The sequence below is a fragment of the Paraburkholderia sp. AV2 genome (assembly GCF_054968425.1).
In genome coordinates, this window is sequence record NZ_JBANLK010000003.1 from 84,623 (window position 1) to 102,364 (window position 17,742).

Below are 17,742 nucleotides of genomic sequence, written 5' to 3' on the forward strand. Positions count from 1 at the left end.
TGCCAGGCTACGCCGCGCCATGCCCGGTAAGGGCATGGCGCAGGTTTTGAATCGATGCGGCGGGTGAGTGGCGCGCGCCGGTGTGCGCTCAGCGCATCACGAACGGGTCGCTGATCGGATCGTCCGACGTGCGAAGCCATACCGACTTCGTCGTCGTATATTCCAGCGCGGCGCTGAATCCGCCTTCGCGGCCGTGCCCGGAGCGTCCGAAGCCGCCGAACGGCACGAGCGGCGATACGGCCCGATAGGTGTTGATCCAGACGATGCCGGAGCGAACGCGCTTCGAGACGCGGTGCGCGCGCGTGAGATTGGTGGTGAAAATACCCGCAGCGAGACCGTAGGCCGTGCTGTTGGCCTTTTCGATCGCTTCCTGTTCGGAGGCGAACGTGTCCACGGAAAGCACCGGCCCAAAGAGTTCGGTCGTGATGCTGTCCGCGTTCGCAACGCCGCTGCAGTCCAGAATCGTGGGCGCGTAATAGTACCCGGGCCGATCGAGCTTCTCCGCACCGGCGAGCGCCCTGGCGCCCTGCTGCACGGAACGCGCGACGACGGACTCGATGTGGCGCAGTTGCTTTTCGGTACACAGCGGCCCGTATTCCGTCGCCATGTCGTTCGGCAAACCCACGCGAATGCGCGAAACGCGTTCGACCAGCAATGCAAGGAATGTGTCCTTGATGGAGGCCTCGATCAGCAGTCGCGATCCCGCGACGCAGCTTTGACCGCTTGCGGCGAAAATAGCCGCAACCTGCGCATTCACCGCGCTCTGGATATCCGCGTCGGCGAAGACGATGAACGGCGACTTGCCGCCCAGTTCCAGCGAGACCCGGGCGAGATTGTTCGATGTGTTCGCGACGATGTGCTTCGCGGTTTCCGGGCCGCCCGTGAAGGCGACCTTATCCACTTTGGGATGGCCGCTGAGCACCGCGCCGCATTCCGCGCCGAAGCCCGTGATCACGTTGACGACGCCCGGCGGAAAGCCGGCCTCGTGCACGAGCCTCGCGAACTCCAGCAAGGGGCCGGGCGCTTCCTCGGAGGCCTTCAGCACCACCGTGCAACCGGCGGCGAGCGCGGGCCCTACCTTCACCGCGGAAAGGAACAACTGGCTGTTCCACGGCACGATCGCGGCCACCACGCCAACCGGTTGCCGTTCGAGCCAGACCTGCATGTCCGGCTTGTCGACCGGAATGTGGCTGCCCTGGATCTTGTCGGCGATGCCGGCGTAGTAACGGTAGTACTCCGCAACATACGCGATCTGGCTGGACGTCTCGCGGATGATCTTGCCGGTATCGTGGGTTTCAATTTCAGCGAGTCGCGGCGCGGCCTTTTCGACAAGGTCGGCGAGCTTGTAGAGCAGTTTGCCCCGGCTCGACGCGGTGATGCCGGCCCACGCGGGATCGCTCAGCGCGCGGCTGGCGGCTTCCACGGCCCGGTTGACCTCGCCGGTCCGGGCTTCGGGCATCTGCGCCCAGACTTCGCCCGTGGCCGGGTTCAGGCTGCCGAAGGTCGCGGCGCCGGGTTCGAACCGGCCGTCGATATACAGCTGAAATTGAACACTCATGGAATCACGCCCTCACTGAAAGGCAGGCATCACGTCGTTGATCATGCGCTCGAGCGAAGCCTTCTTGCGCTCGAAGCTCATGCCGGTGTCGATCCAGAAGGAGTACTCGTCGAATCCGAGTGCCTCGTAGGCCTTCAGGCGCGCGATCACCTCTTCGGGCGTGCCGATCACGTTGTTCTTGCGCATGGCTTCCGGCGTATAGAACGGGTGCGCGTCGATCTCTTCCTGGCTCAAGGTCTTGATGAGACCGCGGCTGACCGGACGCTCGTTCTTGAACCACGCGCCGAAGTAGTTGTAGAACACGTTCACTTCATTGGCCGCCACTTGCGCGTCGTCTTCGCTGCTCGCCACGTAGGTATGGCGCAGCAACATGATCTGCGGGCGCGGCATGTCGCTGAACTTCTCGCACGCCGCGTTGAAGTGGCCCACGAGCTTTTCGACCTCTTCGTCGCCGAAGTGCAGCGGCGTGACCTGAACGTTGCAGCCATTGGACACGGCGAATTCATGGCTGTTGGGGTCGCGCGCCGCGACCCAGATGGGGGGATGCGGCTGCTGGAGCGGCAGCGGAGACGAGGTCGTCGAAGGGAACGACCAGAACTCGCCTTCGTGCGCATAGTCGCCTTCCCATAGCTTTTTCACTGCCGGAATGAGTTCGCGCATTCTCTGCCCGGCGCCCCATGCGTCGAGGCCGGGGCTCAAGCGTTCGTATTCGAACGAATAAGCGCCCCGCGCGATGCCCAGCTCCAGGCGGCCGTTGGTGATGATGTCGGTCATCGCCGCTTCGCCCGCGAGCTTGATGGGGTGCCAGAACGGCGCGATGACCGTGCCGGTGCCGAGCCTCACGTTCGTCGTCTTGTTGGCGAGGTCCGCGAGGTTGAGGAACGGATTGGGCGCGATCGTGAAGTTCATGCCGTGGTGCTCGCCGGTCCAGACGGCGTGCATGCCGCCCCGGTCCGCGATCTGGCACAACTCGACCATTTCGTCGTACAACTGCTTTTGACTGGTCTGGTCGGAGACGCGCTCCATATGAACGAAAAGCGAAAAACGCATGGGGTAACCTTTCAGGAAAGAAGCGGGCGGACCGTGCCGTTGCTGTGATCGCCGTAATACATGCCGTAGCTCTTCAACTGGCTTTCCTTGCGGTAGCGTTCGAGCATGCTGGCCACTGCGCCGTCCTGGAAGCCGTCTGTCCCGATGTCGTCGAGGCTGACGAATTCGCCCGTGGCGGCGGACTCATCCGGTGCACTGCAGAGAAACGAAATGTACTGGTAATGCGTTTCGGTGTTGTTGTACGCCGAATAGATGAAACTTGCCGAAGCGTGCGGCTGGTAGGTGTTGAAAAGCTCGGCGAGCGCCTTGTCCGCGCCTTCCTTGCCGATTTCCTTCGAAGGCAGGCTCCATTTGTTGTCCGCCGTCTTGGTCAGCAGCACCTTGTCGTCGCGCGCGATGATCGCGCTGACGATGACTTTCGGCCCGGCGATGACCTCGGCGGACACCTTCGCCGGCGTGAAATAGCCGCCGCGGTAATAACCGAGGCCGGCGTAGCCCGCGGAATGGAACGCCTCGACTTTGCCGACGATCAGGGCGTGGTCGCCCGCGTCGATCACCGCGTGCGTGGTGCAGTCGAACCAGGCGCTGACGTCGTCGATGAGCGGGTTGTGATTCGCGCTCAGATGCCAGCCCAGATTGGCGAAGCGATCGTCGCTGGGCCGCGCGAAGGTATTGGACAAATCCTTCTGGCCCTCCGCGAGGATATTGATGGCGAAGTGCCGCGTCGTGGAAAACGTCGGATAGTTGCCCGACGTTTTCGCGATGCTCACCAGCAGCAAGGCGGGGTCCAGCGACACCGACGTGAACGAATTGGCGGTGAAGCCGAGCGGCTTGCCGTCTTCGCGCGCGGTGGTCACGATCGTGACGCCCGTCATGAACGCGCCGAATGCGTCGCGAAGTTCGCGGGTATTGAGTTTTGTCTCGTGGCTCATGTCACGCTTCCGACTTCATGGTTTCGACCCGCGGCTCGGTCTGCAACCAGGCGCGCAAGGCGAGATTGACTTCGTGGGGTGCGGTCAGGTTTGCCATGTGCCGCTCGTTTTCGATCACGACCGCCGTTCCGTTGCTGGCTGCCGCGGCCATCTGTCTTGCCATCTCCGGCGTCGAATTCGGATCGTCGGAGCCGGTGAGAACGAGAGCCGGGCAGGCAATCGTGTGCCAGCCATCGGCATAGATTTCATCGCCCTTTGCGAAAGCCGTATAAGCCGTGGCGTAACCCGCGAGATCGACGGATTTTAGCCAGGACTCGACCTTCTGCGCCGCGGCCTGTTGTGCTTCCTCGGCATTGAACCAGCGCTTGAGCGGCGTATCGATGTCAATGGTTCCGGATCGCAGTTCGGCGGCGCGCTGGAGCACCGCTTCGCGCGCCTCCTCCGTGCGGCGATATACACCGTTCAGGACCGCGACGCGCTGGACCAGATCGGGCCGCGTAACGGCAACGCCTGCCGCAATCAGCGAGCCCATCGAGTGGCCGGCCAGATTGACCGGGCCGAGATCCAGCGCCTCGATGAACTCGATCGCCCAGGCCACGAACTGCTGCAGCCCGGCATTCGCTTCGAGTGCGCCGCTCTTGCCATGCCCCGGCATATCGACCGAAATGACGCGGAATCCGGAAGCGAGCTCGTCGATCTGCGGATACCACGCGAGCGCCTGCATGCCGACACCGTGAATCAGGACCAGCGGCTCGCCGGTGCCCTGTTCGAGATAATGGGCAACGCGATTAGTTGACAGCTGCAGGGTTCTTGACATCATTTCCGAGCTCTGCGAGATCTTTGTAGCGGTCGCCAATGCGGTGATGCGGACGGCCGCCGGTCGCGCCGCCGATAGCGACGACCAGTTCGTCGGCCGCCGGCGCATCGGCAATGGCGAACTGGAGCGTCAGGTAGTGCGAGCGGCGGCCCTCGTCGTTCTTGTCCATCATCGGGATGAGCAGGGGCGCATTCGCCGGGCCGCGCGTGTTGTTGAAGGCCAGATACGACTTCGCGCCAACGGCCGAACGGTAGGTGTTGCCGAAGTGCAGCGTATGGATCAGCGCCGAGGCATGCTCCAGTTCGCCGTCCACGCCGACGATGGCGCTCTTGCCAAACGCCTCGACCGCTTCGCCCGAACCGGCTTCGTCCAGGATGAGCTTCGTCAGGTACTCGCTGAGTTGCGGCGCGAGCGCGCGAATCTCCGGCGAAAGGTCTTCGATGTAGCCGCGGCCCGCCCACGGGTTCTTGATGACCGCTGCCGCGCCAATCATCTTCAGTGGCTTTGCGGCGGCTTTGTCGCCGTCTACATAGACGGTCTCGACGTGGAGGACGGATTTGCGAATCAGGCTCATGGCACGTTCCTTTCGTACGTTGATCACGGGTTTCATTTTGGTATACCATGTTACGGAACACCATAAGCGTTAACCCTGCAAGGGAATTCACAGAGAACGGCCATGGCCTTTCGGCGTGGAGAATGCGATGCTCCTGGCTGGCGCGGATCCGATCAACGTGACGTATCGGGCGCCTGGCTTGTTCTTCTCATGGGTAGGGATTTTTTATGTCTGCGATTGCTTCGCCGACTCGACCGCTGGCCATATTCAAGCTCGATTCGACTTTCCCCGAGCTATCTGCGGCGGCGGGAGATTTCGAGGACTGGTTTCAGCAGGCCGTCATTGATCACGGTATGCCGGTGCAGATCTGGAATGCGCGAGGCGAAGGTGCGCTGCCCGAGCCGGCCGCGCTAGCCGGCGTGATTCTGACCGGCTCCGCGTGTATGGTCACGGCTCGACAGCCGTGGAGCGAGCGTCTGCGACTATGGCTGCGACAGGCGGTGGGCGCCGGGCTTCCCGTGCTGGGTGTCCGCTACGGGCATCAATTGCTGGCCGATGCACTGGGCGGGTGTGTGGCTGCACGGCCCGAGGGGGCCGAGGTTGGAACGATATCGGTGGGACGTCACGCGATTTCCGATAACGACCCGCTGTTTGCCGGATTACCGCAGCAGTTTTTTGCGCAGTCGGTTCATTGGCAGTCTGTCATGCGCTTACCCGAACAAGCCGTCCTGCTGGCGGGATCGGAGGCCGATCCCCATCAGGCTTATCGTGTCGGGGAGAACGCGTGGGGCGTGCAATTTCATCCCGAGTTTCCAATGGCTGCCATGCGCTTCTACATCGAGACCTACGAAGACACGCTGCGAAAAGAAGGACAGGACCCGTTACGGCTTGCCCGGCAGGTTCGGGAGACGCCCGAGGCGGGAGGATTGTTGCCCGCGTTTGCGAAGATATGCAACGCGCGTCTCCTTCGGATGACTGAATAAGAGCAGCGTGATCTCGAAGGGTTAAACGTTGGGGATGCCGGGGTACCGGGCGCCGGAATGGCGCGCTACGGGACGCAGCAATGGCATCGCGTGAACTTGCGATAGAGCTGGAGCGCGAGCCCGCCGGCCACCACGATCAATGCGCCGCCGATACTCGAGTCGACACTCGTCATGACCTCGGCGAGATAGACCGCGGCCGCTGCTATCCGGGGATGAAAGAGCGCCCTGTTGCGAAGGTTATGCACTTGAATTCTCCAATGGATAGATGGCGGCCGGACCCTCAACGCTCCGGCCTCAGGCTTGCCAGGCGTAGGGCTGGAACCTCTCTTCCAGCGGCAACCGGGCGACGCTCGCGGTGTAGTTCGTCATTGTCGAGGCGGCAACCACGAGGATGACGTCGAGCACCCGCGCCGGGTCGAAGCCTGCTTCGGTAAACGAAGCGATGTCGTGATCGTCGACGCGGCCGCGCTTTTCGATCAGCGTGCGGGCGAGGCGTGACAGCGCCGCAAACTTGAGGTCCTGCGGGAAGCGGCGTTCGCGGATCGCCTGCACGTCGGCCTCGCTCAGACCTTCCTTGAGCGCGAGGAACGAGTGGAAGGCGACCGGCCACGCGGAGCCGTTGGTCACCGCGTTGGTGAGCAGCAGCACCTGGACCTGAGCTTCGGTGAAGTTGCCGCCATGCACCTGCTGGAACACGCCGACAAGGCCATTGATCAGCTTCGGCGAGCCGGCGATGGCGCCGGCAATGTTGGGCACCATGCCGAAGGCCTGAGCGAGGCCGTTCATCGCGGGCTTCGATTGTTCGGGTGCGGAGTCGAGCCTATAGATGGGGAAGTGAGCCATGATGTTTCCTTGAGCGTGGAAGGTATCGTTGAGATCGGTCAAGCGACAGGCACAGGTTAGTGAGCGGCGCGAGGTCTGCCAATTACATGGCAGGTAATCAGCAAGTCGAATTATTCGCGGGCCAGATCGAGCAAGGCGAGGTGCCGCGTTTCGGTTTCGTCGTCGGCGGAAACAGGCATTCGATCCGCAGTTCCTGCGCAGCGACAGTCAACGGCGTTCCGACCGTGGTGATCATCGAGAAGTAGTCGAGTACCGCGCCGTCGTTGATGAAGCCCATTGGCTCCCGCGTGCGATAGTCGCTGAACCTGGCGTCAATCGCGGGCAGGCTCGCTCTGGACGACGGGCTGCAGGCTCTCGCCGAATTGCAGACGAACGGTCGATCCCGCGTTGCCGCCGCTGACGATGGACAACTGCGCGCCGATCATTCGCGCGCGCTCTTTCATGCCCTGCAGGCCATAGGAGCCGCCCGCCGCCGCACCTGCCACGTCGAACCCGATGCCGTCGTCGCGGATCTCCAGGGCGAACTGGCCGACGGTGCGTAGCACGACCTCCACGCGCGACGCCTGCGCGTGCCGGCTGACATTGGTGAGCGCTTCCTGGGCGATGCGGAATACCGCCGTGGCCCGGTCGTCGTTCAGAGCGGGTTCGGCGCCGTCCAGCCGGAATGCACAGGTGGTCGAATTATGGCGCGCGAAATCCTGAACCAGCCACTCCAGCGCGGAGAGCAGGCCGAAGTTCAGCGCGGCGGGGCGCAGGTGGCTCGCAATGTTGCGCACGATGTCGATGGTCCGCTCCACGAGCTCGCTCATCTGGGCTGCCTTGTCTTTCCATGCCGAACCGTGGACCGGCAGGCGCTTCAGCAACGATATATCCATCTTGATGGCGGTCAGCAACTGGCCCAGTTCGTCGTGGATTGTCATGGCGATCTGCCGGCGCTCTTCTTCGCGCACCGATTCCTGGTGGGCCGATAGCTGGCGCAGCTTTTCCCGCGAATCGCGCAGTTCGAGCTCCGTTCGTACGCGCTCGCGTACCTCCTGTTCGAGCTGGTCGCGATGACGCGTCAGATCTTCCATGGCCTGTCGGCGCGCGCTGATGTCGGTCAGTTGCCCTTCGAGCCGTAGCGGACCTGCCTCGTCGCAGCCAACCCCGCGCGCGTTGAGCTGACACCATACCGCCGTGCCGTCGGCGCGCGTCAGCGGTATTTCGAGTCCGGCGATCTCGCCCGTCAGGTGCAGCGTCTCGAACAGGCGGCCGACCTGCGTGGCCGTCAGCGGCTGCGCGAGCAAGGCCGGCTGCGTGTCCTCCGCCCGTGTGTCCAGCAGGCGGGAGACATCGCGATAGCCCAGCAACCGGGCCATCGCCCGGTTCGCGTCATGGAGCCTGCCGTCGCGATCGAGCACGAAGATGCCTTCGAGCGAGTTCTCGATGATGCTCCGGTACTTGATCTCGCTCTCCCTCAGCGAGGCAGTGGACGCCTGCAGCCGTTCCGCCATGACGTTGACGCGCGCCGCCAGTCGACCCAGTTCGGCGCGCGACTCGATCGCGCACCGGGCATTGAGGTCGCCGCCGGCAATCCGGTCGACCATTTCCTCGAGGCGTCGTATGGGCTCGCGCACGAGGTGCCTGATGAGCAGGAAGGTCGCGATGTAGAGCAAGGCGAGCACGAGGGCAAGCGTCGCGAGCACGGCTTCGCGCGCGACCACGAGATCGTGTGCCGCCACCGCCCTCGTGAGTTCCACCCGCACCTCGCCGATCGTTTCACGCGGTGCCTCGACGGGAGGCTGGTACTCGATGGGCCGTACCCGCACCACCCTCTCGTCCGGCCGCGGCGCCGGCGCGTTGCTCACGTCGGCGAGCACGCCGTAGCTGGTTGCCGTGACCGTGAGGCGGACGACTTCGGGATTCGGTCTCAGCGTGTTCAACTGGCGCACGATCGCGTCCCGGTCGACGTTCCACAGCGGTTGCGCGAGCGATTGGCTAAAGAGATGGGCGATCCGGCTCGCACGGTCGTCGAGCTCGACGAGCCGGCGTTCCTGTGCCTGTCTGAGCACCACGAACGCCGAGCCGCCCGCCACCAGCGTGATGAGCACCAGCAGCGAGAGCATCAACTGGGCGTGCAGGCTGTGAGGAAAGCGTGGGCGCAAGATGGCTGGCCACATCATGCAGTGGGAGAACGCCTGGTTAGCAGGGGGCCGAGATTGAAGTCGTAGGCTCCCGGATGTCTGCGGGACAAGCGCGAGAAGACGCTGAAGTCCGGGGCGTCGCGACGGTCGAACGCGATTTCGTAGTACCGGGCGGCGGAGTCGCCGTACAGGACTTTCAGATAGTCGAGTCGCTGCCGCGGACCGCCCGCCAGTGCGAAGTCCGCGCCATGATGATAGTCGTAGATCAGCACCATCGCACACGCGCCGATGAACTGGTCCCCTGCGACGATTGCGGCGAGTTCGCCACGAAGCACGGATGCCACCGCGTCGGGCAGCGCGCCCAGACCGCCGACGACCGCGCTGGCGTGTCGCTCCCGTACGGCGCTGAACGCGCCCAGGGTCATCGAATCGTTAGCAGCCCAGATGATGTTCGCATCGGGATAGCGCGACAGCAGCACGAGTGCCTTCTGGCGGGCGTCGGAGAAACTCCAGTCGCCGTACACGAGCTGGCAGGTACGGTCCGCGGGACGCTGCGCCAGCGCGGCCTGTACGCCGGCTGCGCGTTCCTCTGAAACGGGTGTGGCTGGGTCGCCGGTGATGCCGATGACCCTTGCCGGTTGGTTGCCGTTTGCCGAGCACAGGTAATCCATGAGCCGGAAGCTGCCGCGTTCCGCGTCCGCGGTGATCGTGCCGATCCAGTTCGGGATCGCGCCGCGTTCGTTGCCGATCTCGGCGCGTTGGGCATCGGTCAGGTCGTTGTGGATGAGCAATACCCTGGCGGGCGAGCGCGACAGCGTCTGCAGCATTTGCCGGGCGGCCATCTTTTCGTTGACGATCACGACGTAGTCAGGCGCCTCGGCCCGGGCCGCGACCGATTCGGCGAGGCGCTGCATGAGCAGATGATCGCGTTCGGCATACAGCACTTCGAGCTGCATGCCGAAACGCCTGGCGGTCGCGGCCATGAAGCGGGACACGAGTTGCCAGTGCGGGCCGGTATCGCCTTCGGCGGCTTCGCCCGGATTCAGAAACACGATCTTCGCCGGAGCGCTGCGCACGGGCATCGCCCTCAGTGCGGGGGCCGTCGCAAGACACGCGCCGAGGCCCATGCAGCGGGCGAGCATCTGTCGTCTGTTCATGGTGATATCCGGGCGTGCGGCGGCCAGTTTTCCTCTACTGCGCCGCCCGGAGAAGCAAAGGACGATCTGGCACGGCAACCCGTACGGGTGGGTGGATTCAGGAGGCGAGCATGCGCGAAGCATAGCGCGACGTAATGGCGCCGACAATCCGGCAATCGGCTTCCGCTCGCTTTCCGCGGCCCTTGTGCGCGCCTCGCAAAAGTACGACGAATCGCAGGCGCGTGCCACGCGAACAGGGCTGCACGCTTTGGGGCCCGGGTTGCGCGTTCAGGATTTCCTGACACGTAATTCAGGACATCCTTTGATTTTTTGCAGCGAGACCCGACTGTCCGGAACGTCCGCAGGGTTCATGATGGAGCAGGACGAACCATGCATCGGATGAGGCGAGACGAGATGGATTCCTGGCCGCTTGATCGCAAGGAGCGAGTCGACGAGGTAGAGACGCTATGCCTGCGTCTGTTCGATGCCTGGTGCGAATCGCGCAGCCTGGTGCCGCTGACTTACCTGATGCACTGCTGGCCCATGCCGCACCGCTGCGCGGGCGCGATGCGGCGCTTGTACGAAACGGTGACGGACCTGCGCCGCTACCATTCGGACTGGCTGGACATGCAGACATCGGCAACGCTCGGCGAACTTTGCGAATGTCTCGGGCGGCTGGTCGACGATGCGTCGGCGATTTCGCCCGGGATCGGCGCTCCCGCCGCGTGAGCCGGATCCGGGCAACCCGGAGCGACGGAGGCCGGGTGCGAGGTCTGCTGTTCGCTGCGCTACACTGCGTGCATTGCGCTTGCAGGGCAACCACAACAACTTATGATCCGGATACTCATCGCCGACGACCACGCTATCGTGCGCGGGGGGCTCAAGCAGATCATCGCCACGACGACCGACATCGTCGTGGTCGGGGAGACGGGGCAGGGCTCCGAAGTGATCGAGAAGCTGCGCAGTTGCGAGGTCGATCTGCTGCTGCTCGACATGACGATGCCAGGCATCAGCGGTATCGACCTGATCCGCCGCGTGCGATCCGAAAAGCCGGCGCTGCCCGTGCTGGTATTGAGCATTCACAACGAAGCGCAGGTTGCGTCGCGGGCGCTGAAGGCCGGGGCGACCGGCTATCTGACGAAAGACAGCGATCCCGACGTGCTGATTGCCGCAATCCGCAAACTCGCGGACGGCGGGCGTTTCATCGACCCGAAGCTCGTCGACGCGATGGTGTTCGAGAAACATTCCGGCGACGTGGCACCGTACGAGATTTTGTCCGACCGCGAGTTTCAGGTGCTGCAGATGATGGCGGCGGGAAAGAGCATCAACGAAATCGCGGATGCCTGTGCGCTCAGCGCCAAAACCATCAGTACTCACAAGATGCGGCTGATGCAGAAGCTGGGTCTGTCGAACAACGCCGAGGTGATCCGCTACGCGATCCGGCACGGTCTTGTTACCGAGTGAGCGGTTGCCGTGCGCGCCGCGTGAAGGAAATCCTGACGCGTGAACCAGCGTTTCCTTAAGGAACTATCCGCCGGCGCCGATGGAGCCGCACGCGCGCGTCGCCTACGATGGGCTGCACGGACTCTGGGAGAGCGGCGATGGCGGGACGGCAGTCGTTACGAATGGCAGTCGGCAAATGGCTCGGCGCTACGCGCAAACAGACGGTTCGGGTGATCGCGGTGCACCGTTCCCGCTCAGGCCGGATCGTCAGCGTGTGTGTGGAGATGCAGGGGGCGAGTCGTTCCTGCGGGCTGTTTTTCTTTCACCACCCGGAACGCGGGTGGCAGGTCTTTCCGCCGGAAGGCACGCGTCCGGCGATGAGCGTGGCGCGGCACGCCGCCTGAGCGGGGTTCCTGTCGTGACGTACGGAGCGAACTGTGGGGAGATCGCACGTGGATGAAAAGACGATAGAAACGGTACTGCCGCAGTACGAAGTCAAACTGCGTGAATGGATGAGCCAGTGGTACGACCATTCCGTGCTGAAGGGATTCATACAGCCCCCGTTCTTGCTCGACCAGTCGAAGGCCGAACGCCTTGAGGGCTATTTCGTCGTCGGATTGACGCCGGCCGAAGGCGCTCAGGCATTTTTCGGCACGGTACACTGAACCGTCCTGGTTCTCGATTTCTAACGCTCATACCCATCCGGCCGGCCAGGCTCCCGCGCGCATCGCGGGCCGCCCGGACCGCCATTTCTCCTTTCCCCACCCCGGTTCACGATCCGCTTTTCATGCTGCAGTGCATCTCAAAAAAATAGTTATGTGATGTAACTATTATGGTATAAAACTATCAGACGGCATTCGACCGGAACCAAGGAGACAACTGCAATGAACCTGAACGGCAAGACCCTGATCGTCACTGGCGTGGCGTCCGGCATTGGCGCAGAGACGGCGCGCCTCGCCCGGTTTCACGGCGCTCGCGTGATCGGCGTGGATCGTCAGCCGGTGAACATGACGCTCGACGCGTTTCACCAGGCCGATCTGGGGGACCCGGCCGCGATCGATGCGCTGGTCGCGCGCCTGCCGGACCGCATCGATGCCCTGGCCAATATCGCGGGGGTGCCCGGCACGGCGCCGGTGGATCTCGTGGCGCGCGTGAACTACCTGGGTCTACGCCATCTCAGCGAGGCGCTGATGCCGCGCATCGTGCCGGGAGGCAGCGTGATCAACGTCGCGTCGATCCTGGGCGCGGAGTGGCCGCAGCGGCTCGAACTGCACCGCGAGCTGGCCGATACGGCCGGTTTCGAGGCGGGCGCTCAGTGGCTTGGCGCGCATCCCGTACCGCAGGCCACCTGCTACCAGTACTTCAAGGAAGCCCTGATCGTGTGGAGCGCACGCCGCTCGCAGGACTGGTTCGCAAAGCATTCGGTGCGCGTCAACAGCGTCGCGCCGGGCCCGGTCTTTACGCCGATTCTGGGCGATTTCGTGACGATGCTCGGACCCGAGCGCGTGGAAGCCGACGCCGCGAAGATGAAGCGCCCCGCCTACGCGGACGAAGTTGCCGAAGCCATCGTGTTTCTTGCCTCCGGCGCTGCACGCTGGATCAACGGCATCAATCTGCCCGTCGACGGCGGCCTGGCCGCCACGGCAATCTAAGCATACCTGATCAATACCTACTGGAGACATGCGTCATGAGCAATCCGTCAGGCTTTCCGCTTGCCAACGCGGACACGTGGCAGGGCAAGATTTTTAACGGCGACTGGGTTGGCGTTCCCGGCGTGCTGGACGTCATCGAACCGGCTTCCGGCCGGCCGTTGCATCAGGTCGGCAAGGCCACGCCGGAGGACGTCGCAGTCGCCGTGAAGTCGGCCCGCGCGGCGCAGCGCGCGTGGGCCGCCACGCCGCCGCGCGAGCGGGCAGCGGTGTTCCATCGCGCCGCGGCGCTGTTGCAGGAGCGGGCAGGCGCTGCGGCGGCGCTCATCGCGCGCGAGACCGGCGCCATCCTGGCGAAGGGCGAGCATGAGGTGCGCGAAGCGATCGTGTTGCTGCAGCGCGCGGCGGCAATGCCGCTGGAAGCCAACGGACGGGTGCTGCCGGGCCAGCCGGGGCGCCTGAGCATCGCGCGCCAGTTGCCGCTGGGCGTGATCGGCGTGATCTCGCCGTTCAATTTCCCCCTCGTGCTGTCGCTGCGCTCGGTCGCGCCCGCGCTGGCGGTCGGCAATGCGGTGGTGATCAAGCCGGATCCGCGCACGCCCTATGCGGGCGGATTCGTGATCGCCGAGGTGCTGGCGGCCGCGGGCTTGCCCAAAGGACTGCTGCACGTGCTGCCGGGCGGCGCGGACGTCGGGCAGGCGCTGGTCGAAGCCCCCGGCGTGCCGATGCTCGCGTTTACCGGTTCGACGGCAGCCGGCCGCAAGATCGGCGAGCTGGCGGGGCGCCATTTGAAGAAGGTTTCGCTGGAGCTCGGCGGCAAGAATTCGCTGATCGTGCTGGAGGATGCCGATCTCGACAAGGCGGCCTCGGCCATTGCATTCGGCGCCTGGTTCCACCAGGGTCAAATCTGCATGGCGACGGGCCGCGTGCTCGCCCATCGCAGCATTGCGGGCGAACTCACGCGCCGTCTTGCCGACAAGGCACGCCATCTGCCGGTGGGCGATCCCGCCGTGGCGCAGGTCGCGCTCGGGCCCATCATCGACCAGCGGCAACTGCAGAACGTGGTCGATATCGTGGGCGCGTCGGTCGCGGCCGGCGCCGTCGTGGAGGCGGGCGGGACGCACGAGGGGCTGTTCTACTCGCCGACCGTGCTGTCCAACGTGAAGCCGGGCATGCGCGCGTTCGACGAAGAAATTTTCGGGCCTGTCGCGAGCGTGATTCCGTTCGACACCGACGAGGAGGCAATCGAACTTGCCAATCGCACCGAATACGGCCTGTCGGCGGGCGTGATCTCGGCCTCGGTGGGGCGCGCCATGGCAATTGGCGAGCGGCTGCATACGGGCCTGCTGCACATCAACGACCAGACCGTGGCCGACGAGGTCATCAATCCCTTCGGCGGAACCGGCGCTTCGGGCAACGGCACCAGCGTCGGCGGCCCTGCCGACTGGGAGCAATACACGCACTGGCAGTGGGTAACGATCAAGGACGCGGTGCCGCAGTATCCGTTCTGAGCCGCGGCGAGGGCGCCCCCTGGGAGGGCGCCGCGGCCAATGTCTTCAATTATCAATAAGGTATACGAAATGAGCAGTCAGGCAGAAGAGCAAACCGTGACTTTCAGCATCGAGGACGGTATCGCGTGGGTGAAGTTCAACCGTCCGGAAAAACGCAATGCCATGAGCCCGGCGCTGAACCGGCGCATGATGCAGGTGCTCGACGAGCTGGAGTTCCATCCGGACGTGGGCGTGCTCGTGCTGACCGGCGAGGGGACGGCGTGGACGGCCGGCATGGACCTCCAGGAGTATTTCCGCGACACGGAAGCGCAAGGTCTGCGAGGCACGCGCAAGGCTCAGCGTGAGAGCTACGGCTGGTGGCGGCGCCTGCGCTGGTATCAGAAGCCCACCGTCGCGATGATCAACGGCTGGTGCTTCGGCGGCGGCTATGGTCCGCTCTTTGCCTGCGATCTCGCCTTCTGTGCCGAAGAGGCACGTTTCGGCCTGTCGGAAATCAATTGGGGCATTCTGCCGGGCGGCGGTGCGTCGAAGGTCGCCGCAGAACTGCTGTCGTTCCGCCGCGCGATGTATCACGCGATGCTGGGCGAGAACATCGACGGCCGCAAAGCCGAGGAATGGGGGCTCGTCAACGAGGCAGTGCCCGCCGCGCAGTTGCGGGCACGCGTCGTCGAAGTGGCGCAGGCGCTGCTCCAGAAGAATCCGGTCGCCCTGAAGGCTACCAAGGATGCGATTCGCCGGGTGCGCGAGATGACTTACGATAATGCCGAGGACTTCCTCGTGCGTGCCCAGGAGGCGGCCAACAGCTTCGACGACGATGGCCGCAAGGAGGGCCTCCGGCAGTTCCTCGACGACAAAATCTACAAGCCCGGCCTTGGCGCCTATGATGTGACCCGGAAGCGTGCCTGACCGCAGGAGCCCGTTAACATGAACAGGATCCAATCCGCGACCCATGCCGGTGTGCGGCCCGGAGTGCGTGGCGAAACCGTGACACGTCTGCTGCGGCCGGCGTCGATCGCCATCGTCGGCGCTTCGCCGACACCGGGCGCGCTCGGCGCGTCGGTGCTGGCCAATCTCGAACGCAACGAATACGGCGGGCAAATCTACCTCGTCAATCCAAAGCGCGACGAGATCCATGGCCGGCCATGCGTGAAATCGATCGAGCAGTTGCCGTCGGGCGTGGACGTCGCTGTGCTGGCGATCCCGCAGCCGGCGGTGCTCGACGCCGTGCGGCAGCTCGCCTCGCGTAACGTGGGGGCCGTGGTGATCTTTTCGGCTGGCTTTGCGGAGGCGGGCCCGGAGGGCATCGCGCAGCAGCGCGAGATCGCGAGGATCGCCGCCGAAACCGGCATGATTGTCGAAGGGCCGAATTGCCTCGGTTGCATCAATTATCGCGACCGCGTGCCGCTGACCTTCATCGAAACCAGCGTGAGCGAGGTTCAGGCGCAGCGCAGCCGCGCCCAGCCGGCCATCGGCATTCTGTCGCAGAGCGGGGCGATGATGGCCGTGCTCAACACCACGCTGACGAGCCGCCATCTCCCGCTCTCGTACGCGGTATCGACAGGCAACGAGGCAGCCAGCCATCTTGAGGATTACCTGGAGTTTCTGCTCGACGATCCCGGCACGCGCGTCGTTGCGATGATCGCCGAGCAGTTCCGGCAGCCGCGCCGGCTGCTGGATGCCGCGCGGCGTGCGCGCCGCGCGGGCAAGCTGCTGGTGCTGCTGCATCCCGGCAAGAGCGCTGCGGCGCGCGCTTCGGCGGCGACGCACACGGGCGCGATGGCGGGCGATTACGCGGTGATGCGCACCAAGGTCGAACGGGCCGGCGTCGTGATGGCGCAGAGCCTGGAAGAGCTGGGCGATATCGCCGAGATCGGCCTGCGCTGCGCGCGCCTGCCCGCACGCGGAACCGCGATCCTCGGCGAGTCCGGCGCGTTCAAGGCGCTGTGCCTCGATATCTGCGAGGAGCTCGGTCTGGAACTGCCCGCCGTCGACGACGGCAATGCGTCCGCGCTACGCGCAGCCATGCCGCCGTTCGTCGCGGTTTCCAATCCGCTCGATCTGACCGCCCAGGGGCTCGTCGATCCTGAGTTGTACTACCGTACGCTGTCCGCGCTATTCGACGACGAACGGTTTTCGGCCATTGTCGTCGGCCTGATCCAGACGGATCCGGTCACGTGCGCGATCAAGATGCCGCCGGTGCTGCGCGCGGTTCGGGAACTGCATCCGCAAAAGCCGGTGATCTGCGCGGGGCTCGATGAAGGTGCCATCGTGCCGCCCGAGTACATCGAGCAAATGCGCGAGCTGGGCATTCCGTATTTTCCGGGCACGGAACGCGCCCTGCGGGCCATCGCGCGGCTCAGCGATTCTCGTACCCGGGACTTTTCCGAAGCCGCGTTCGAGCCGGTTGCCGCCGATGTGCCGCGCCAAAGCGGCGTCGTGCCCGAATACCGCGCGAAGCGCGTGCTCGCGCCGCTCGGTATTCCGTTCGCTCGCGGCGAGCTTGCCACCGGTCTCGATTCGGCGCTGAAGATCGCGGAGCGCCTGGGTTATCCGGTTGCGCTCAAGGCGCAGGCGGCCGAATTGAGCCACAAGAGCGACGTGGGCGGCGTGATGCTCGGCGTCGACGGGCCCGGGTCGCTACAGGCCGCGTGGACGCAGCTAGACCGCAACATCCAGCGGCACGCGCCGGCAACGATGCTCGACGGCGTACTGATCGAGGCGATGGGCGCGCGCGGTCTGGAGATGATCGTTGGTGCGCGCCACGATCCCCAGTGGGGACCCGTCATCCTCGTTGGTTTTGGTGGCGTGACAGCCGAGGTGACGCGCGATGTCCGGTTGCTGCCTCACGATCTTTCCAGAGACGCGGTGGTGCGCGAGATCGGCCGGCTCAAAGGCGCGCCGCTGTTGCACGGCTATCGCGGTACGCCCGCGCTGGATGTCGAAGCGCTCGCGGAGGTGGTCGTGCGTCTAGGTGCGTTGCTGCAGTCGGAACCGGACATTCGGGAGATCGACCTGAATCCGGTCGTCGTCTACCCCAGCGGGCAGGGAGTGCTGGCGCTCGACGCGCTGATGCTGATCGAGGCGCCACGGCAGGTCGGCTGACCGTTCTGATCCGGCGGGGCGGAACACCGTCCCCGCCGGACC

General features: G+C 64.6%; 18 protein-coding genes and 1 pseudogene. 9 read left to right on the forward strand and 10 right to left on the reverse strand.

The genetic code is table 11. The annotated features are described in order from the left end of the window. Positions 1-88 precede the first annotated feature (88 nt). From V8683_RS03285 to V8683_RS03305, 5 genes are read right to left on the reverse strand one after another with little or no spacing between them, the layout of a single operon-like run. Entirely contained in the window at positions 89-1,558 is a 1,470-nt protein-coding gene (locus V8683_RS03285) for an aldehyde dehydrogenase (protein WP_411192421.1), read from the reverse strand. A gap of 12 nt (positions 1,559-1,570) precedes the next feature. After that, complete coding sequence (locus V8683_RS03290; protein WP_411192422.1) at positions 1,571-2,608, reverse strand: LLM class flavin-dependent oxidoreductase; 1,038 nt, start codon at positions 2,606-2,608, stop codon at positions 1,571-1,573. 11 nt (positions 2,609-2,619) lie between these two features. Beyond that, positions 2,620-3,540 (reverse strand): flavin reductase, encoded by a 921-nt coding sequence (locus tag V8683_RS03295; RefSeq protein ID WP_411192423.1) that lies wholly within the window; start codon positions 3,538-3,540, stop codon positions 2,620-2,622. 1 nt (position 3,541) lies between these two features. After that, positions 3,542-4,360: an alpha/beta fold hydrolase gene (locus tag V8683_RS03300; protein WP_411192424.1), complete on the reverse strand. Its 819-nt coding sequence runs from the start codon at positions 4,358-4,360 to the stop codon at positions 3,542-3,544. After that, positions 4,329-4,931 (reverse strand): amino acid synthesis family protein, encoded by a 603-nt coding sequence (locus V8683_RS03305; RefSeq protein WP_411192425.1) that lies wholly within the window; start codon positions 4,929-4,931, stop codon positions 4,329-4,331. The genes V8683_RS03300 and V8683_RS03305 overlap by 32 nt, the downstream gene beginning before the upstream one ends. A 206-nt stretch (positions 4,932-5,137) precedes the next feature. On the opposite strand from V8683_RS03305, the gene V8683_RS03310 reads away from it, so the two are divergent. Further along, positions 5,138-5,893, forward strand: coding sequence for a glutamine amidotransferase (locus tag V8683_RS03310; protein ID WP_411192426.1), 756 nt, complete (start codon positions 5,138-5,140; stop codon positions 5,891-5,893). Between the two features lie 65 nt (positions 5,894-5,958). Here V8683_RS03310 and V8683_RS03315 read toward each other — a convergent pair whose 3' ends face one another. The 5 genes and pseudogenes from V8683_RS03315 to V8683_RS03335 all read right to left on the reverse strand — a co-directional run bounded on the left by V8683_RS03315 (position 5,959) and on the right by V8683_RS03335 (position 10,016). Further along, a complete protein-coding gene (locus V8683_RS03315) occupies positions 5,959-6,138 on the reverse strand; it encodes a hypothetical protein (protein WP_411192427.1) in 180 nt (59 codons plus the stop codon). A gap of 49 nt (positions 6,139-6,187) precedes the next feature. Further along, positions 6,188-6,736, reverse strand: a complete 549-nt coding sequence (locus tag V8683_RS03320; RefSeq protein WP_411192428.1) for a carboxymuconolactone decarboxylase family protein — start codon at positions 6,734-6,736, stop codon at positions 6,188-6,190. Between the two features lie 110 nt (positions 6,737-6,846). Then, positions 6,847-7,016: pseudogene (locus tag V8683_RS03325) on the reverse strand (transcriptional regulator); the annotation flags it as partial. A gap of 31 nt (positions 7,017-7,047) precedes the next feature. Next, positions 7,048-8,898 carry a sensor histidine kinase gene (locus tag V8683_RS03330; protein ID WP_411192429.1) on the reverse strand — a complete coding sequence of 617 codons (1,851 nt, stop codon included), beginning with the start codon at positions 8,896-8,898 and terminating at the stop codon, positions 7,048-7,050. Continuing rightward, on the reverse strand, positions 8,895-10,016 hold the full coding sequence (locus tag V8683_RS03335; RefSeq protein WP_411192430.1) for an ABC transporter substrate-binding protein: 1,122 nt from the start codon (positions 10,014-10,016) through the stop codon (positions 8,895-8,897). The genes V8683_RS03330 and V8683_RS03335 overlap by 4 nt, the downstream gene beginning before the upstream one ends. Positions 10,017-10,409: 393 nt before the next feature. Here V8683_RS03335 and V8683_RS03340 point away from each other — a divergent pair, with 393 nt between their 5' ends. The 8 genes from V8683_RS03340 (at position 10,410) to V8683_RS03375 (ending at position 17,700) form a co-directional block, all read left to right on the forward strand. Further along, positions 10,410-10,724, forward strand: coding sequence for a hypothetical protein (locus V8683_RS03340; RefSeq protein WP_411192431.1), 315 nt, complete (start codon positions 10,410-10,412; stop codon positions 10,722-10,724). A gap of 102 nt (positions 10,725-10,826) precedes the next feature. Continuing rightward, a complete protein-coding gene (locus V8683_RS03345) occupies positions 10,827-11,459 on the forward strand; it encodes a response regulator (protein ID WP_411192432.1) in 633 nt (210 codons plus the stop codon). 161 nt (positions 11,460-11,620) lie between these two features. After that, positions 11,621-11,842, forward strand: a complete 222-nt coding sequence (locus V8683_RS03350) for a hypothetical protein (protein WP_411192433.1) — start codon at positions 11,621-11,623, stop codon at positions 11,840-11,842. Positions 11,843-11,890: 48 nt separating this feature from the next. Further along, positions 11,891-12,103, forward strand: coding sequence for a hypothetical protein (locus tag V8683_RS03355; protein WP_411192564.1), 213 nt, complete (start codon positions 11,891-11,893; stop codon positions 12,101-12,103). A gap of 219 nt (positions 12,104-12,322) precedes the next feature. Continuing rightward, entirely contained in the window at positions 12,323-13,090 is a 768-nt protein-coding gene (locus V8683_RS03360) for a coniferyl-alcohol dehydrogenase (protein ID WP_411192434.1), read from the forward strand. A gap of 35 nt (positions 13,091-13,125) precedes the next feature. Continuing rightward, the gene (locus tag V8683_RS03365; protein WP_411192435.1) at positions 13,126-14,598 is read left to right on the forward strand and encodes a benzaldehyde dehydrogenase; all 1,473 of its coding nucleotides are present in this window, start codon (positions 13,126-13,128) and stop codon (positions 14,596-14,598) included. Positions 14,599-14,667: 69 nt separating this feature from the next. Continuing rightward, a complete protein-coding gene (locus V8683_RS03370; protein ID WP_411192436.1) occupies positions 14,668-15,504 on the forward strand; it encodes a p-hydroxycinnamoyl CoA hydratase/lyase in 837 nt (278 codons plus the stop codon). A gap of 18 nt (positions 15,505-15,522) precedes the next feature. After that, entirely contained in the window at positions 15,523-17,700 is a 2,178-nt protein-coding gene (locus V8683_RS03375; RefSeq protein WP_411192437.1) for an acetate--CoA ligase family protein, read from the forward strand. The last annotated feature ends 42 nt before the right edge of the window (positions 17,701-17,742 follow it).